21 protein-coding genes and 2 tRNA genes are annotated in these 14875 nt (G+C 62.3%); 14 read left to right on the top strand and 9 right to left on the bottom strand.

Going from position 1 to position 14875, the window contains the following annotated elements; translation table 11 throughout:
• Positions 1-2: 2 nt before the first annotated feature.
• On the bottom strand, positions 3-851 hold the full coding sequence (locus J2S96_RS06785) for a class E sortase (RefSeq protein ID WP_370873016.1): 849 nt from the start codon (positions 849-851) through the stop codon (positions 3-5).
• A 178-nt stretch (positions 852-1029) separates the two neighbouring features.
• On the opposite strand from J2S96_RS06785, the gene J2S96_RS06780 reads away from it, so the two are divergent.
• The 11 genes from J2S96_RS06780 (at position 1030) to J2S96_RS06730 (ending at position 8989) form a co-directional block, all read left to right on the top strand.
• On the top strand, positions 1030-1281 hold the full coding sequence (locus J2S96_RS06780) for a cell division protein CrgA (RefSeq protein ID WP_306861165.1): 252 nt from the start codon (positions 1030-1032) through the stop codon (positions 1279-1281).
• A 42-nt stretch (positions 1282-1323) separates the two neighbouring features.
• The gene (locus tag J2S96_RS06775) at positions 1324-1833 is read left to right on the top strand and encodes a methylated-DNA--[protein]-cysteine S-methyltransferase (RefSeq protein ID WP_306861163.1); all 510 of its coding nucleotides are present in this window, start codon (positions 1324-1326) and stop codon (positions 1831-1833) included.
• Positions 1833-2339, top strand: a complete 507-nt coding sequence (locus J2S96_RS06770; protein ID WP_306861161.1) for an RNA polymerase sigma factor — start codon at positions 1833-1835, stop codon at positions 2337-2339. The genes J2S96_RS06775 and J2S96_RS06770 overlap by 1 nt, the downstream gene beginning before the upstream one ends.
• Positions 2336-2956, top strand: coding sequence for a methylated-DNA--[protein]-cysteine S-methyltransferase (locus tag J2S96_RS06765; RefSeq protein WP_306861159.1), 621 nt, complete (start codon positions 2336-2338; stop codon positions 2954-2956). Before J2S96_RS06770 ends, J2S96_RS06765 begins: the two co-directional genes overlap by 4 nt.
• Entirely contained in the window at positions 2953-3648 is a 696-nt protein-coding gene (locus tag J2S96_RS06760) for an alpha-ketoglutarate-dependent dioxygenase AlkB family protein (protein ID WP_306861157.1), read from the top strand. The genes J2S96_RS06765 and J2S96_RS06760 overlap by 4 nt, the downstream gene beginning before the upstream one ends.
• Positions 3649-3718: 70 nt before the next feature.
• Entirely contained in the window at positions 3719-4321 is a 603-nt protein-coding gene (locus tag J2S96_RS06755) for a DNA-3-methyladenine glycosylase I (RefSeq protein WP_306861155.1), read from the top strand.
• 303 nt (positions 4322-4624) lie between these two features.
• Positions 4625-4987 carry an ArsR/SmtB family transcription factor gene (locus J2S96_RS06750; protein WP_306861153.1) on the top strand — a complete coding sequence of 121 codons (363 nt, stop codon included), beginning with the start codon at positions 4625-4627 and terminating at the stop codon, positions 4985-4987.
• Positions 4984-6054: a cation diffusion facilitator family transporter gene (locus J2S96_RS06745; RefSeq protein ID WP_306861151.1), complete on the top strand. Its 1071-nt coding sequence runs from the start codon at positions 4984-4986 to the stop codon at positions 6052-6054. Before J2S96_RS06750 ends, J2S96_RS06745 begins: the two co-directional genes overlap by 4 nt.
• A gap of 161 nt (positions 6055-6215) precedes the next feature.
• Positions 6216-7574, top strand: coding sequence for an FtsW/RodA/SpoVE family cell cycle protein (locus tag J2S96_RS06740; RefSeq protein ID WP_306861149.1), 1359 nt, complete (start codon positions 6216-6218; stop codon positions 7572-7574).
• A gap of 514 nt (positions 7575-8088) precedes the next feature.
• The gene (locus J2S96_RS06735) at positions 8089-8544 is read left to right on the top strand and encodes an ArsR/SmtB family transcription factor (RefSeq protein ID WP_306861147.1); all 456 of its coding nucleotides are present in this window, start codon (positions 8089-8091) and stop codon (positions 8542-8544) included.
• A complete protein-coding gene (locus J2S96_RS06730) occupies positions 8519-8989 on the top strand; it encodes an SRPBCC family protein (protein WP_306861145.1) in 471 nt (156 codons plus the stop codon). The genes J2S96_RS06735 and J2S96_RS06730 overlap by 26 nt, the downstream gene beginning before the upstream one ends.
• A 16-nt stretch (positions 8990-9005) precedes the next feature.
• On the opposite strand, the gene J2S96_RS06725 is transcribed toward J2S96_RS06730, so the two are convergent.
• Both J2S96_RS06725 and J2S96_RS06720 read right to left on the bottom strand, forming a co-directional pair.
• Positions 9006-9875 carry a rhomboid family intramembrane serine protease gene (locus J2S96_RS06725; protein WP_306861144.1) on the bottom strand — a complete coding sequence of 290 codons (870 nt, stop codon included), beginning with the start codon at positions 9873-9875 and terminating at the stop codon, positions 9006-9008.
• A 21-nt stretch (positions 9876-9896) separates the two neighbouring features.
• Entirely contained in the window at positions 9897-10439 is a 543-nt protein-coding gene (locus J2S96_RS06720; RefSeq protein ID WP_306861142.1) for a peptidylprolyl isomerase, read from the bottom strand.
• A 153-nt stretch (positions 10440-10592) separates the two neighbouring features.
• Between J2S96_RS06720 and J2S96_RS06715 the strand changes: the two genes are divergently transcribed.
• Positions 10593-11588 (top strand): hypothetical protein, encoded by a 996-nt coding sequence (locus J2S96_RS06715; protein WP_306861140.1) that lies wholly within the window; start codon positions 10593-10595, stop codon positions 11586-11588.
• A 122-nt stretch (positions 11589-11710) separates the two neighbouring features.
• Positions 11711-12595 carry a glycosyltransferase gene (locus tag J2S96_RS06710; protein ID WP_306861138.1) on the top strand — a complete coding sequence of 295 codons (885 nt, stop codon included), beginning with the start codon at positions 11711-11713 and terminating at the stop codon, positions 12593-12595.
• A gap of 6 nt (positions 12596-12601) precedes the next feature.
• On the opposite strand, the gene J2S96_RS06705 is transcribed toward J2S96_RS06710, so the two are convergent.
• The 3 genes from J2S96_RS06705 to J2S96_RS06695 are packed head-to-tail and all read right to left on the bottom strand — an operon-like array spanning position 12602 to position 13955.
• Complete coding sequence (locus J2S96_RS06705) at positions 12602-13510, bottom strand: DMT family transporter (protein ID WP_306861136.1); 909 nt, start codon at positions 13508-13510, stop codon at positions 12602-12604.
• Positions 13507-13662, bottom strand: coding sequence for a hypothetical protein (locus J2S96_RS06700; RefSeq protein ID WP_306861134.1), 156 nt, complete (start codon positions 13660-13662; stop codon positions 13507-13509). The genes J2S96_RS06705 and J2S96_RS06700 overlap by 4 nt, the downstream gene beginning before the upstream one ends.
• Before the next feature lie 8 nt (positions 13663-13670).
• Positions 13671-13955, bottom strand: a complete 285-nt coding sequence (locus tag J2S96_RS06695) for a hypothetical protein (RefSeq protein ID WP_306861132.1) — start codon at positions 13953-13955, stop codon at positions 13671-13673.
• 59 nt (positions 13956-14014) lie between these two features.
• Here J2S96_RS06695 and J2S96_RS06690 point away from each other — a divergent pair, with 59 nt between their 5' ends.
• A complete protein-coding gene (locus J2S96_RS06690; protein ID WP_306861130.1) occupies positions 14015-14323 on the top strand; it encodes a MarR family winged helix-turn-helix transcriptional regulator in 309 nt (102 codons plus the stop codon).
• Between the two features lie 134 nt (positions 14324-14457).
• On the opposite strand, the gene J2S96_RS06685 is transcribed toward J2S96_RS06690, so the two are convergent.
• The 3 genes from J2S96_RS06685 to J2S96_RS06675 all read right to left on the bottom strand — a co-directional run bounded on the left by J2S96_RS06685 (position 14458) and on the right by J2S96_RS06675 (position 14853).
• Positions 14458-14533, bottom strand: a tRNA-Ala gene (locus J2S96_RS06685).
• Between the two features lie 72 nt (positions 14534-14605).
• Positions 14606-14722 (bottom strand): DLW-39 family protein, encoded by a 117-nt coding sequence (locus J2S96_RS06680; RefSeq protein WP_306861128.1) that lies wholly within the window; start codon positions 14720-14722, stop codon positions 14606-14608.
• A 57-nt stretch (positions 14723-14779) separates the two neighbouring features.
• Positions 14780-14853: transfer RNA gene (locus tag J2S96_RS06675), tRNA-Ile, on the bottom strand.
• Between the last annotated feature and the right edge of the window lie 22 nt (positions 14854-14875).

The raw sequence follows: 14875 nt of genomic DNA, 5'->3' as shown, positions 1-14875 counted from the left end.
GCTTAGCTCTTTCCGCGCGTCTGTGCGACTTGCTTGGCTATGTCCTGCGGCGGGCCGGCGGAGGCCGGTTGCCAGCTTTCCAGCGTTGAGTACGCGATGATCCGTTCTTCGGAACCGAAGCGCGGATTGCAGCTGGTCATGGTCAGGTAGCTTTCCGTAGGCGTAGCGCCGGGCTGTGTGGGGACCGGAAGAAGGACGTCCGTCCGCGAGGGCAGCACGATTTGGTTGTTGCGGAAAACGTACGTGTAGTAGCCGTCTTTGGTCTGCACATATATTTTGTCGCCCGGTACCAGGAGATGGATGTTGTCCAGAACAGCACCATGGGTCTGGCGGTGTCCCGCCACGGCGAAGTTGCCCGGGGCTCCAGGCATGCTGGTGGTTCCGTAGTGGCCCAGGCCCAGCGTGTCCAGGATGTCGGAACCGGTTCCCTCGATGATGGGCCGGGAATAGTCCGGGCCGAATCGAGGAATGTACATGATGCCTATCATGCCGCCGTGCTCGGGGGCCTGGGCAACCACGGGCTTCCCATAGTTGGGCGGCGCAGCCGGGTTTGCTGGGGCAACAGGTGCCACAGGTCCCGCAAGGCTCTTGGCAAAACCCTGGACGGCCTGGCTTTGCTTGGCGTCGGCTTCGACATTGGTCCACCACAGCTCCCACGCCACGAAGAGCAAGAGGATGACTCCCGCGGTGAGGAGTAGCTCGCCTACGACCAGGACGATCGTGCGCACGATGCCCGCCCTGGCCCGTCCCGCGTTTCTCGCCGAGCGCGGCCTGTATCCTCCGGGGCCGGGGCCGTTTCCTGCGCCGTCGTCCGGCACGGCAGCGGCTTGCTGCGTCTGCTGCTGCGCCACTGGATCTCCTCTTCACAGGCGCGGATGCCCGACGACGGGCAGTCCCCGAAATCCGGCTAGACTTGTCTGCTAGAACGAACCCCGGAATTGCCGCGTGCGCGTTGACCGCTGGAATTTTCCTTCCTGCAGGATATCAAGCCCGTGCTCGGCCTTTCATTCAGCCGGCCAAGGAGGATCCGTGCCCGAGTCCAAGCCCCGCAAGAGGGCCGCCCGCCCCACCGAAGCGGCCACCACGCAGCAGTACAAGCCGAACCCCGTCTGGTACAAGGCGGTCATGTTCGGCCTCATGATCATTGGCTTGCTGTGGATCATCACGTTCTACATCACCAGCGGCCAGCTTCCCGTGCCGGCGTGGGCCTCCTGGAACATCGTGGCGGGTTTCGGCATCGCGATCGTCGGCTTCCTCATGACCACGCGCTGGCGCTCCTGAGCGGCGACCTCACATTTTGGCTGCCTGTAGCGTCTACTAGACATGACGAACAGGCACACCACCATTGCCTCCCCCTTGGGTCAGCTCACGCTGACTGCCCGGGATGAGCTGCTGACCGGCATCTTCTTCGAGGGACATTGGCATATGCCGCCTCCGGAGTTCTTCGGTGGAGCGGTCCCAGCCGGGGATTCCTTGTTCCAGCAGGCTGCCGTTGAACTCGGCGAGTACCTGGCAGGCGAGCGAACGGTGTTCGGTGTCCCTTTCAAGGCTTCAGGGAATCCGTTCCAGCAGCGGGTCTGGGCCAGGCTGGAACAGATTCCGTATGGAAATACCGTCAGCTACGGGGACTTGGCCACTGAACTGGGCGATCGCAACCTTTCCCAGGCCGTTGGTTCAGCGGTCGGCCGCAATCCCTTGAGCATCATCATCCCGTGCCATCGAGTTGTGGGGCGCGACGGGAAACTCACCGGATACGCCGGCGGCTTGGACAACAAACGGTTCCTCCTGGAACTCGAGGAACCGGCGGCGGCGAAGGAAAGCAAGCTCTTCTAATGGAGCCGAAGAAGCCGTTCGAGCTGGTAGTCCGGGAGCATGGACCTACAGTCCTGCGCGTGTGCCGCGCGGTCCTCGGCGCCCATGATGCGGAAGACGGCTGGTCCGAAACATTCCTCTCCGCGCTGAAGGCCTACCCCGGACTTCCGGTCGGCGCCAACGTGCAGGCTTGGCTGGTCACCATTGCCCACCGCAAAGCCATCGACATCGTCCGCGCCAAGGACCGCCAGCCGGTTCCCGTGGATGAACTGCCTGTTCGACCGTCCGGATTCGGCATCCCCGGAGACGGTCACCGGGAGGTGCTCGACGCCGTCGGGCAGCTTCCGCCGAAGCAGCGCCAGGCGGTGGCATACCACTACCTCGCAGGACTCCCTTACAAGGATGTAGCCGGGCTTCTCGGCGGAACGCCTGATGCCGCTCGTCGAGCGGGAACCGACGGCGTCAAGGCCCTGCGTACCATTCTCGCCGGTGGCTCCCTGAGCTACGTGAAAGGAGAAACCCCATGACCATCCACCATCACGAAGCGGATGTCTCCGAACTGCTCGCACCCTTCGATTCCGTTGAACCGGGCGCCATCCAGCGGCTCCATGACCGCCTCGCAGCGGCGGCCGCTGAACAGCACGCCCTCGATATTGCCTACCGAACCGTGGATTCCCCGATCGGCAAACTGCTGCTGGCGGCCACGGAGCGCGGGATGGTGCGGGTGGCCTTCGAAAAGGAAGACCACGACGCCGTGCTGCAGCTGCTCGCGGAAAGGCTCAGTCCTCGCATCCTCTTCTCCCCGAACCGCCTCGCTCCCGCGGCGCGCGAGCTGGACGAGTACTTCGCCGGCGTGCGGCACCGGTTCGAGCTGCCCCTTGATTTCAGCCTTTCGCGCGGCTTCCGCCTCAGCGTCTTGGAACACTTGCCGCAAATCCCCTACGGCCACACTGAAAGCTACGCGCAAGTGGCGTTGGCGACCGGAAGTCCGCGGGCCGTGCGCGCCGTCGGCACGGCCTGTGCCACCAATCCGTTGCCGGTGATTGTTCCATGCCACCGGGTAGTGAAATCCGACGGATCGTTTGGCAGCTACCTCGGCGGCACCGAAGCCAAACGCGCTTTGTTGGCTCTCGAGGCAGCATGAGCGCCGGGTGGACGGAGCCACTGTTTCCCCTTGAGTTGCCGGACGCGCCCGACGCCGGGCCACGGGAGATCGCGCCCGGCGCCGTGCATGTTCCGGGCTGGCTGAGCCTTGAGCAGCAGCAGTGGATAGTGGCCCGTTTCGATGAGTGGACGCGGGGTCCCGTCCCTTTGCGTGCCGCGGTGCTGCCCGGAGGGCACCCGATGTCCGTCCGGACGGTCTGCCTCGGCTGGCACTGGCAGCCCTATAAATACACACGCGAGGCCTTTGACGTCAATGGGCGGCGGGTTCTCGACTTTCCTGACTGGATGGTTCGCTTGGGCCGCAAGGGATTGCTCGAGGCATACGGCGACACCGCCGAAGCCGCCGGCTACACGCCGGACGCTGCGCTGGTGAATTTCTATGACGAGGCCGCAAAGATGGGGATGCACCAGGACAAGGACGAAAAGTCCCGGGCCCCTGTGGTCTCGCTCAGCATCGGAGACAGTTGCGTCTTCCGCTTCGGAAACGTGGAGACGCGGAACAAGCCGTATGCCGACGTCGAACTCTCCTCAGGAGACCTCTTCGTGTTCGGGGGAGCATCCCGTTTTGCCTACCACGGCATCACCAAAGTACTCCCCGGAACTGCTCCTGAAGGCTGCGGGCTGTCGAGAGGACGGATCAACATCACGATGCGGGTCACGGGAATGTCGTAGTGCTTAGGCACAATGTCAACAGCACAATGTCAACAAGAGTTTCTGCCCGGCTTCCTGTGGAGGAAAACGCATGACCCCGTCCGAGAACGGCACCATCATTGGCGACGACGGCCTGGCGCGGCCGCCATGGGCATCCGTCGACCCGCTCATGCGCGAGTACTACGACCACGAGTGGGGCATGCCGGTGCGGGACGAACAGGGCCTTTATGAGCGCATCAGCCTCGAGGGATTCCAGGCGGGCTTGTCCTGGGCAACCATCCTGCGCAAGCGCGAGGGGTTCCGGTCCGCTTTCCTGGACTTCCACCCTGAAAGGGTCGCGGTTTTCACGGAGGCTGACGTCGACCGGCTGATGCAGGATCCGGGGATTGTGCGCAACCGCCTCAAGATCCGTGCAGCCATCACCAATGCCAAGGCCACCATAGCCTTGCGGAGCGAGGGCGGGTTGGTGGATTTCGTGTGGTCGTTCCAACCGGAGTCGACGCCCGAGCCTCGGACCTTTGCTGACGTAGCCACCCAATCGCCGGAGTCGATTGCCCTGTCCAAGGCCCTGCGTAAGAAGGGTTTCGCTTTCGTGGGCCCCACCACCATGTATGCGTTGATGGAGGCGATCGGCATGATCGATACGCATTTGCTGGACAGCCATCGGCGGGGAAGCTCCGGAGTCTGGCAGTGATGCCTTCTTTCCACAGAAGTGCGTAACTTTATCCACAGCTGTGGACAATTCATGTGGACATCCATGCATCTGAGGTCTGGACCCGCGACATTCGGGTGATGGCCCGGCCTTCACGCCCGTGGCCTGTGGTTTTGCCCAATGTGCACAACCCTGTGGATTGTACTCACGGGTTCACTGAGAGTTCACCGCGAAAGCGTTGAGAACTTCATTCGGGCCCTCCCGTGCATTGCTCAGAACGACTCCCCGGAGCAAGTCCCGAGTCCTCGACACGGGTCTGGCCGGAAAGTGTGAAAGAATCTGCATATGAATGCAGATAGTAAGGCCTGCTCATTGGGAGTCGACAGCCAATACGTTGAATTGGCTGTCGAAGTGTTCGCGATGCTGGCCGATGCCACGAGGGTCCGGATCGTCCTGGCGCTCCGGGACGGCGAAATGGCCGTTGGGGCGCTGGCGGAGCGCGTGGGGAAGTCGCCGGCTGCGGTCTCGCAGCACCTTGCCAAAATGCGCTTGGCGAGAATGGTTTCCACGCGGCAGGACGGAACCAGGGTCATGTACCGGCTGGAGAACGAGCATGCACGCCAGCTGGTCGCGGATGCGATATTCCAAGCAGAACACGCCTTGGGCGGTACTCCTGCCCACCACCGCGCAGAACAGGAATCGGCATGAGCGGTCACCAGCAGCTTGGTCATCACGAACACCACGTACATGAGCATGACCATGACCACGACGGACACGACCACGACCACGACCACGACCACGACCACGACCACGACGGACACTCCCACGAGCACCACAAGGGTCTCAAGGGCTGGCTGTATGAGCTTTTTGTCCCGCACACCCACGATGCCGCCGATTCAATCGACGATGCGCTCGAGTCCAGCACACAGGGGGTCCGGGCACTGAAGATCAGTCTTTTCATACTCCTAGGCACCACCGTCCTGCAGTTCCTGGTGGTCCTCGTCAGCGGGTCCGTCGCGTTGCTGGCCGACACCATCCACAACTTCTCGGATGCACTCACCGCAATACCACTGTGGATTGCCTTCATTTTGGGGCGTCGTGCGGCGACTAGGCGCTACAGCTATGGATACGGCAGGGCGGAAGACCTTGCCGGGCTGTTCATTGTCGGCGTGGTCGCGCTTTCGGCAGTGGTTGCCGCGTGGCAATCCATTGATCGCCTGCTCCACCCGCAGCCCCTCTACAACCTGTGGTGGGTGCTTGCGGCCGGTCTCATAGGCTTCGCGGGCAATGAAATCGTAGCCGTCTACAGGATCAGGGTCGGCCGGCAGATCGGCTCTGCTGCACTGGTGGCCGACGGCGTGCATGCGCGCATTGACGGATTCACCTCCCTCGCCGTGGTGCTTGGAGCCGGCGGCGTGATGCTCGGCTTCCCCTTGGCGGATCCGATTGTCGGCCTGTTGATCTCGGCGGCCATCATCGTCCTGCTCTGGGGCACGGTACGGAGCATCGGACGACGACTGATGGACGGCATAGAGCCCGAACTATTGGACAGCGCCCAGGCAGCATTGGAAATGACACCCGGGGTACTTTCCGTGCCGCGCCTGCAACTGCGCTGGGTGGGCCATCGCCTGCAGGGCGCCACCACCATCGTGGTCGCCAATGCGCCCTTGTCGGCAGTGGAAGAAACGGCCAAGGAGGCCAGGCACCGGCTTGAACATGCGCTCCCAAAGCTCGACGACATGGTGATACAGCCCGTTACTGAGGCCGGCCGCTGATCGACCGGGTTTGTTCCCGACCGGCGCCCAGCTGCTGCGGCTATGATGGCCCACTGAACGTTATGTTGAGCCACTGAACCTTATGTCGAGCCACTGACCCGATCTCGGTCCACTGGACCGGACCCGCCCGGCCGCCCCGAGATCCACGAAAGAAGATGCCCATGAGCCAGCAAGCGATTCCGGCGAAGCCTCGCCGAAACGTGGAGATGGTGCTGTTGGTACTGGCACTTGGCGTCGGAATCGGCGCCCTTGCAATGACCAGCGTGGACAAGAAACAAGCCCTAGACAGCGGATTCTGGCTCCAGTCGATTGCCTTGACGGCGCTGGCCGCGATCTTCCACGTTGTCCTGCGGTTCAAGGCGAAGTATGCGGATCCGGTGATCCTCCCGATTGTGGTGGCGCTGAACGGCCTCGGCATCGCCATGATCCGACGCCTGGATACGTCAAACGGCACCAATGCGGGGACCAATCAGCTGACGTGGACCGTCGTCTCCATCCTGGTCGCGGCCGCGGTGCTGTGGTTCTTGAAGGATCACCGGCTCTTGCGCCGGTACACCTTCATTGCACTCGCGGTCAGCGCCGTCCTCCTCATCCTTCCCCTCGTCCCTGGCATTTCCGCCGGAGACATCAACGGCGCGAATGTCTGGATACGCCTTGGGTCCCTGCAGTTCCAGCCCGGCGAGATCGTGAAGATTACGCTCGCCGTCTTCTTTGCCGGCTACCTGTCCTCCAACCGGGACTTGATCTTGTTGGCCGGCAGGAAATTCGGGCGACTGCAGTTTCCCAGGATCAAGGACACGGGGCCGATGATCACTGCTTGGGCCGCGAGTGTTGGCGTACTGGTCTTCCAGCACGACCTCGGCATGTCGATATTGTTGTTCGGCCTGTTCATTGTGATGATCTACGTGGCCACGAGCCGGGCCAGCTGGCTCGTCCTCGGCGTCGTGCTCATGCTTCTGGGCGGGTACGCCGCAGCAAAGATCTTTTCCCATGTCGGCTTGCGCATCGACGCATGGATCAACGCCTTCGATCCCCAGGTCTTCACCCGCTTTCCCGGAGGTAGCGCCCAGATTGTCCAGGGCCTGTTCGGAATGGCCGACGGCGGCCTGATCGGAAAGGGCCTCGGACTCGGAAGCCCGGACCTTGTGCCTTTCGCGAACAGCGACATGATCATCGCCTCCCTTGGTGAAGAACTCGGCCTGATCGGGCTGTTCGCGATCGTCCTCCTCTATTTGCTCCTTTTCACGAGGGGATTCAGGGCCGCCCTGGGCATTCGCGATGCCTTCGGGAAGCTCCTTGCCTGTGGTCTGGCCTTCTCCATGGCTCTTCAATGCTTCATCATTATCGGCGGCGTCACCCGGCTCATTCCCCTCACTGGACTGACGACGCCGTTTCTCTCCGCGGGCGGATCGTCCCTCCTTGCCAACTGGATCATCGTCGCCCTGCTGTTGCGGATCAGTGACGCGGCCCGCAGGCCCCAAACCGTCGCCTCCCAGACCGAACACGTTCCGGTCTCGTAGTTACGCACTTAACAACAGGCAGCTACCCACAAGTTATCCACAGTTGGGGAAAACCTGTGCCTACAAAGGGGAATACTCCCGGAACCGCGGGCCTCACGGGCCAGGAACGATACCGAACTACAGCGATGTGAGTTATTAACAATGTTGATAACCCTGTTGATACCGGGCCCTCGCGAGTCCCAGCGGTGAGGTTGTCCACATATCCCCGCAAAATCCACTCCTTGTCCACATACCCACAAACACGTGGGCAAAAGTTATCCACAGGTGTGGACGCTAATCCCCAGAACAATGCACAACCCCCGATATCTCGGGGGAGGAAGTCGGTTTACCACCGAACTACACCCTTGTAAGTTACGCACACTGTGGATAACCCTTGTGGAAAACGTATTCAGGGGATCTTGACGGGCTCAATGCACAGTTTTAGGCTGAAGTTATTCAAAGAACTAGTTGATAAACCAATTGCTTGAGTACTGTGGAGAGCTTTGCTTGAGCATGGACTAGCAGGGGGAGACGCATGCCGGACACGATTGGCGCAGCGGTACTGGATCCGGAGGACCAGCTCAACCGGGCATTCATGGCCCTCGCTGATCCTGTGCGCCGGAAGATCCTCGCGCGGTTGGCCCTGGGTGATGCCACCGTCAATGAGATCGCCCAGCCGTTCACTATGACCCTTCAAGCCATCTCCAAGCATCTCCAAGTGCTCGAAGGCGCAGGGCTCATCACGAGGAGCAGGGAAGCACAGCGCCGCCCATGCCACTTGAACACGACAGCGCTAGGGCCCTTGGCCGAGTGGATCGAGAACTACCGTCTTCAAGCCGAGGAACGTTTCGCCCGCCTGGACGAACTATTGGCCGGCAAGTCCCCGTATGCCGACGGAAACACGGCAGATCCGGTCGAAAGGGGCGGCACAGCCCAAGAGAACAATCAGGAAAAGGAGAAGAACAATGAACACCAACACAACCACCATTGACGTTACGGCGGGCACGCCGTTCATCGACACGAGCCGGGACTTCGATGCAACGCCGGCGCGGGTGTTCCAGGCTTTCACGGATCCCGAACTCGTCGTCAAATGGTTGGGCCCGCGGCGCCTGGAAATGCGTCTGGAGTCCTATGACGCCCGGACAGGCGGCAGCTACCGCTACACACATTTGGACGGCCAAGGCAACGAGTTCGGCTTCCGAGGGGTCTTCCACGAAGTCCAGGAGCCATTGCGGATCATCCAGACCTTCGAATTCGACGGAGCCCCGGGACAGGTCACGTTGGATACCACCAGGTTCGAAGACCTCGGGGGCCGCACACGCGTAGTGCAGCATTCCGTGTTTCCCTCGGTGGAGGCCCGGGACATGGCATTGGCCAGCGGCATGGACGCGGGCATCAAGGAATCGATGGACCGCTTGGAGGAGCTCCTGCGGTGATGAAGCGTAGGGGCTGTCAGCCCGCAGTGGCCCGAAGGACGGCAGCCAGGACCAGGACTCCGGCCACCAGGGCCATGCCGGCCGCCTGCAACAGCGCCTGGCGCGGTCCACGCGGAGCAAATGCGATCACGGCGGCACACAGGCCGCCCGTGATGAGGCCGCCCAAGTGGGCCTGCCAGGCAATTCCCGGGACAACAAAGCCAATCACACCGTTGATGAGAATAAGGATCCACAACTGACGGGTGTCTCCGCGGCGCCGGCTTTGAATCACCAGCAAGGCGCCGAAGAGACCGAAGATCGCACCTGACGCACCTTCAACTGCGGTTACAGGGAAGACAGGGGTCAGCAGGAGGAAACCGACAGAGCCGCCAACGGCGGACAACAAGTAAACGGCGAGGAAGCGGATGCGTCCAAGAACGGGCTCCAGCACCTGGCCAAAGATCCAGAGCATGTACATGTTGAGTACGATGTGCAGAACGAAGCCCTGTGAGTGGACAAACGCACTCGTCAGCATTCGCCAGGGCTCGAAGGCCCCGTACTCGGGGAAAGCATAGGCGGACGCAAAAGCAAGCTGACTCTCCACGACACCGCCGGGAATCAGCCATTGCAGCACATACACCAGGGCGCACAGCCCGATAAGTATGTATGTCGCCAAAGGACGTCCGCTCGCAATGGCGCCGCCATACGCGGAACGCGCTGCCGGCGTCGAACGCCTCATTTCGTTGACGCAGTCAACGCATTGGAACCCGACGGCGGCCGCCCGCTGGCATTCGGGGCACGCGGGGCGCCCGCAACGCTGGCACCGCACGTAGGAAGGCCTGTCCGGGTGCCTGGGGCACACCGGGATGTCTGCTGACGGCTCTGCCGCCGGGATTCCGTAACTCATATGCTGCTCAGACTCCGGTGGTCAGAGCTGGACGATGTCAATGCTGTTGATGACGACGTCTTCAACAGGGCGGTCTCCCATGCCGGTGCGGACAGCCTCAATGGCGTCTACAACCTTCTTGGACTCTTCGTCGGCAACCTCACCGAAGATGGAGTGCTTGCCGAAAAGCCAGTCGGTGTTAACCGTGGTGATGAAGAACTGGGAACCGTTGGTGCCCTTTCCCATCTGAATGCCGGCGTTGGCCATAGCCAGCTTGTAAGGGGCGTTGAAGTTCAGTTCCGGGTGGATCTCGTCGTCGAACTTGTAGCCCGGTCCGCCGATGCCGCGGCCGAGGGGATCGCCGCCCTGGATCATGAAGTCTTTGATGATGCGGTGGAAAATGGTGCCGTTGTACAGCGGGGTACCGGTCTTGTCTTCGCCGGTCTCCGGGTGCGTCCAGGCCTTTTCGCCCGTGGCCAGGCCAACGAAGTTGGCGACCGTCTTGGGCGCGTGGTTGCCGAAGAGGTTAACCACGATGTCACCGAGGCTCGTGTGGAAAGTTGCTTGTGCGGTTGCGTTGGTCATATGGCCATTCTTCCATGCAGGGTCAACGCCGAGGCAGCCAGGAAGACGGTTCCGCGCTCGGTGAAATCTTCCATGAATCCTCCGGATGAATAGCCGGTGCGGAACAAGCGACGTAGGCTAGCAACAAACGAGCATGTCGATCGGGAGGTAGTTGTGAAGAAATCGGACCGGATTGCCCGCGAACTTGAACACACCGTTACGAATGGTGTCGAAAATGCCAAGGACTGGGCCACACCCCGCGTCGAGGCAGCCGTGAACTGGGCGGTTCCCCGCATCCAGCACGGGATCGACACCGCTTCGCCGAAGCTTCAGGAGGGCCTGAAGTCAGCCGCGTACAACCTCGCTGATGGCGTTGCGACCGTCACACCGAAGCTCCAGGAAGGCTTGGCGAACCTCGCGCCGAAGATCCACGACGTCGTCGAGGAAGCCTCCCCCAAGATCCAGGAAGCCCTTAACAAAGCCACCCCGGCCCTTAGCCACGCCCGGGACAGGGTTGTAGAGGATTACCTGCCCAAGCTCTCGGAGCAGCTCGGGCAAGCCTCCGTGGTTGTCCATCAGGCCCTCGAAAACGCCCCTGCGCAGGTAGATGCCGTGGCGCAGAAGCTGGTGGACTCGGGAGTGGTGCATAACCTGCAGGAGCAGGCACAAGCCACAGCGGCCCAACTGAAAGCCGCGGCCGAGGAAGCATCCAAGACGGTCTCGAAAGAACTGGCCACGACCCGGAAGCCCAAAAAGCGGGGCTTCCTGATCTTCACGGTCATAGCAGCGGCTGCCGCGGCCGGCGTCGCCGCGTGGCGGGCCAGCCGCCCGGTGGAGGACCCCTGGAAGACTCCGTCCCCGGTAACGCCCTCACCGGTGCCGGCCGCAGAAGCTGCCGAAAAAGCCGCACACAAGGCGAACGAGGCAGCCACCAAGGTAGCTGACAAGGTTGACGACGTGAAGCTTAAGGTAGCTGACAAAGCCGAAGCCGCAGCCGAGAAGGCAAAGCACGCCGTCGAGGACGCCACGGACACGGCAGGGAAGGTGGCGACTGACGCCCAGACCGCGGTGAAGAACATCGCCGCCAGCCTGCATAAGGATGCAGAAGCCAAGGACGAGGTGGCCGAGGACCAGAAAGCCACGGACGAAGCAGGCAAGCACGAAGCCTAGGCAATAGCCATATTCGCTCCGCATTGAAGGGATTCCGGTTCGCCGGGATCCCTTCAATTGTTTGGCCACTTGTCACCCGGGACTTCCTCAAGTGACACCGGCCTGATGTTAGATTTGTGGGGATGCCAGCCGATAGATCTTTCCTAGATGCAGCAACCAACGCAGCCGTCGCGCCCGTGAAGCCGAGCGTTTCGATCATCATTCCGGCGTACAACGAGGAAAGCGTCATACGGCAATGCCTGGTCGCGGCCGTCTACCAGTCCGTACCTGCCGACGAGATCATCGTCGTGAACAACATGTCCACGGACCGCACTGCGCAGATGGTGCACCAGATGCAGCAGGAATACCCGGAGAGTCCCATCATCCTGCTAAGCCAGGACAAGGCTCAGGGACTCATCCCCACCCGCAACTTCGGCCTTGATTGCGCAACGTCGGATATCCTCGGCCGGATCGATGCCGACTCCGTTGTGGAACCTGACTGGGTGGAGCAGGTCCAAAAGGCGTTCGCCGATCCCTCGGTGCAGGCGGCCACAGGTCCCGTGGTGTACTACGACATGCCCATGCGCAGGTTCGGGCTCAAAGCCGACGACAAGATGCGCCAGCTCATGCTCCGCCTTGCGAAGCACCAATACCACTTCCTTTTTGGATCCAACATGGCGCTTCGCCGATCCGCCTGGGAAACAATCCGCGGCGAGACCTGCCTGGATGAGAAGGATGAGATGCATGAGGACATCGATCTTTCCCTGCACCTCGCGGAGCACGATCTCCGGGTCCAGTACTGGCCGCAGATGGTCTCGGGGATGTCTGCCCGCAGGCTCGAGGACTCTCCGCGGGACTACCGGTACTACGTGACCCGCTTCGACCGCACCTACAAGGCCCACAACGTCAAGAAGATGGCCCTGAAGGCACCCATGGTGGTGTTCTTCTCGGTCTACTTCCCGGCCAAGCTGCTCCGGGCCATCCATACGGCCAATGCAAGCCAAGGCGTCCGCCGCGGCGGACTGTAGCGCAGCTCAGTCGGTACCGAGCTCGGCGATCTTGCCGTCGGCGTCGTCCTTGCCGCGCCGCTGACCGCCCACGACGACGGCGAGTCCAACCAGGATCAGGGCAAGTCCCGCGTAGGTACCGGCAGGCAGGGTCTCGTGCAGGAAGACAGCAGCAAGAAGGGCTGCGCCCGGAATCTCCAGCAGGATGATCATGGACACCAGCAGCGGGCTCACGGTGGCCAGGAGATGGTTGAAGGCGGTGTGGCCCACCAGTTGTGCGCATACTGTGATGGCCACAATCCCGAGCCAGCCACCGGCGTCGAATCCTACAAGCGGCTGGCCGCCGGTAAGGGCCAGGACGGCGATGATGGCCGCGCAGATGCCGTAGCACAGCGTCGTGTACGTTCCGGTGCTCATGCTCTGGCGGGCTTTGCCGCCGGCCAAGGTATACAGACCTGCCAGGGCGCCACCGGCGAGGGCCAGGATGTCACCGAGGAGGGCTTTCGGGGCGGTACCCATGTCAAAGCCCGTGATGGCGGCGACGCCGCCCAGCGCGATACCCAGGCCCACCAAGACCGGCCAACGGTGCCTTGTGCCGCGCAGGAGCTGGAAAACGGCGATCCACGCTGACTGCAGGCATACCAAGGCGGTGGCGGCCGCTACTGACGTAAGCTGCAGCGCGGTGATGAAGCAAGCGAAGTGGAAGGCAAGCGCCACTGCCGCTATCGCCGACCAGGTGAACTCGTGGCGGGTGATCTTACGAAACTGGCGGGGCTCCCGGACCAAGACCGGCGAGGCCATGACGACGGCGCCGATTGCGTTGCGCCAGAAAGCGATAGCAAGTGCCGTGACTGAGGTGGCTCCAAGGGTTCCGGCGATGAGGGGCCCGGATGAGGCGACGCCGAGCACACCCAAAGCTGCAACAATGAAGTTCACATTCCAACCTTAGTGGGGTGGCTGAGGGCAGGTTCGCCTCTAGGAGTGCGCCTTTCGTGGGTGATGACAGTGGCGGCTAGGGCGATGGTGAGCCCAATGACGGTCTCGAGGGCGCGCTGAGTCAGGAGGGTGCCGATCGAGGCTGGCAGCATGAGATTGCCTAGCAGAAGGTCCAGTAGGGATGGCCGATACCGCTGGTCGCGACGACGAGGCCTGTGGCGGCGATACCGAGCAGATAGCGGGCGGCGTGGCGGCCCACCGGCTCGGACGGGCGCAGGTCGCGCCACGACAGCCGATACCTCACGTGGTCACCGCCGTCGCCGCCGTCGCCGCCGCGGGCGGTGCGATCCGGGAGGGCGAGCAGCAGCGCGAAGACGGCCGCGCCGGCCGCGGCGAGGGCGGCTGCGGGCACCGAGGCCCGGCTGCGCCCGGACCTGAACTTCACCAGCCTCGGGGTGATCCATCGCGTGCTGCGCGCTTCCCGCCTCATCCTCGAAGCCAGCGATGCCTTCCTCGCCGACTACGGGCTCACCCGCGGCGAGCTGGACGTGCTTTCCGCGCTGCGCGATCACCATGCGGCTGAACGCCCTCCAGGCTCTAAGACTGCTGAGCCGGACGGCCAACCCGGCCGACGGACGCTCGTCCCTTCTCATCCTCACAGACACCGGCGCAGCGCTCGTGGATGAGGTGATTCCCGCCCAGCTCGCCTTCGAGGATGCCCTACTCGCCGAAGCCCCTGCTTGGGCTGTCGAGGCCTTGGTGGATCCCCTGCGGGCACTGACCTCCGTGTGGGAGCAAGGACGCGGAAATTAGCTACCGACGCGAGAATTCCCTGTCGACACCGGAATTCGCGCGTCGGTGGTCCACCAGCGCCGCGCAGAGAATTTTCCGCGTCGAAAACAAAAGAGCCAAGCGGTCTAGCCGCCTGGCTCTTTCATTATTTCCTATGGTGGAGGCACGGGGACTCGAACCCCGAACCCCCTGCTTGCAAAGCAGGTGCGCTACCAATTGCGCCATGCCCCCATAAGAAGCAACCCATCCATACTACCCCAGTTCCGTCGATGGTTTTTACCACCTCCAGACCGAGCGTCCTAGCTAGTCAACCTTGTCGGTTGCCTTGCTCCAGACTGTTTTCCGGGCTTCGGATTCCTGCACCTTTTTATAGAGCAGGACGCCTGCGATCGCAGCTGCAACTACCAGCAACTTCTTCACATGCACCCCGTTCCGGTTCGGCTTCCCGAACCTTTAGCAAAACCTGTGCAGGTTCCGTGGGCGTACCAGGACTTGAACCTGGGACCTCTTCGTTATCAGCGAAGCGCTCTAACCGCCTGAGCTATACGCCCCGATACCTCTTCGGGCCGAGAC

Origin of the sequence: Arthrobacter bambusae, from assembly GCF_030812595.1 — a bacterium.
In the GTDB taxonomy this organism is placed as follows: domain Bacteria; phylum Actinomycetota; class Actinomycetes; order Actinomycetales; family Micrococcaceae; genus Arthrobacter; species Arthrobacter bambusae_B.
This window is presented reverse-complemented; position numbering and strand designations above follow the sequence as displayed.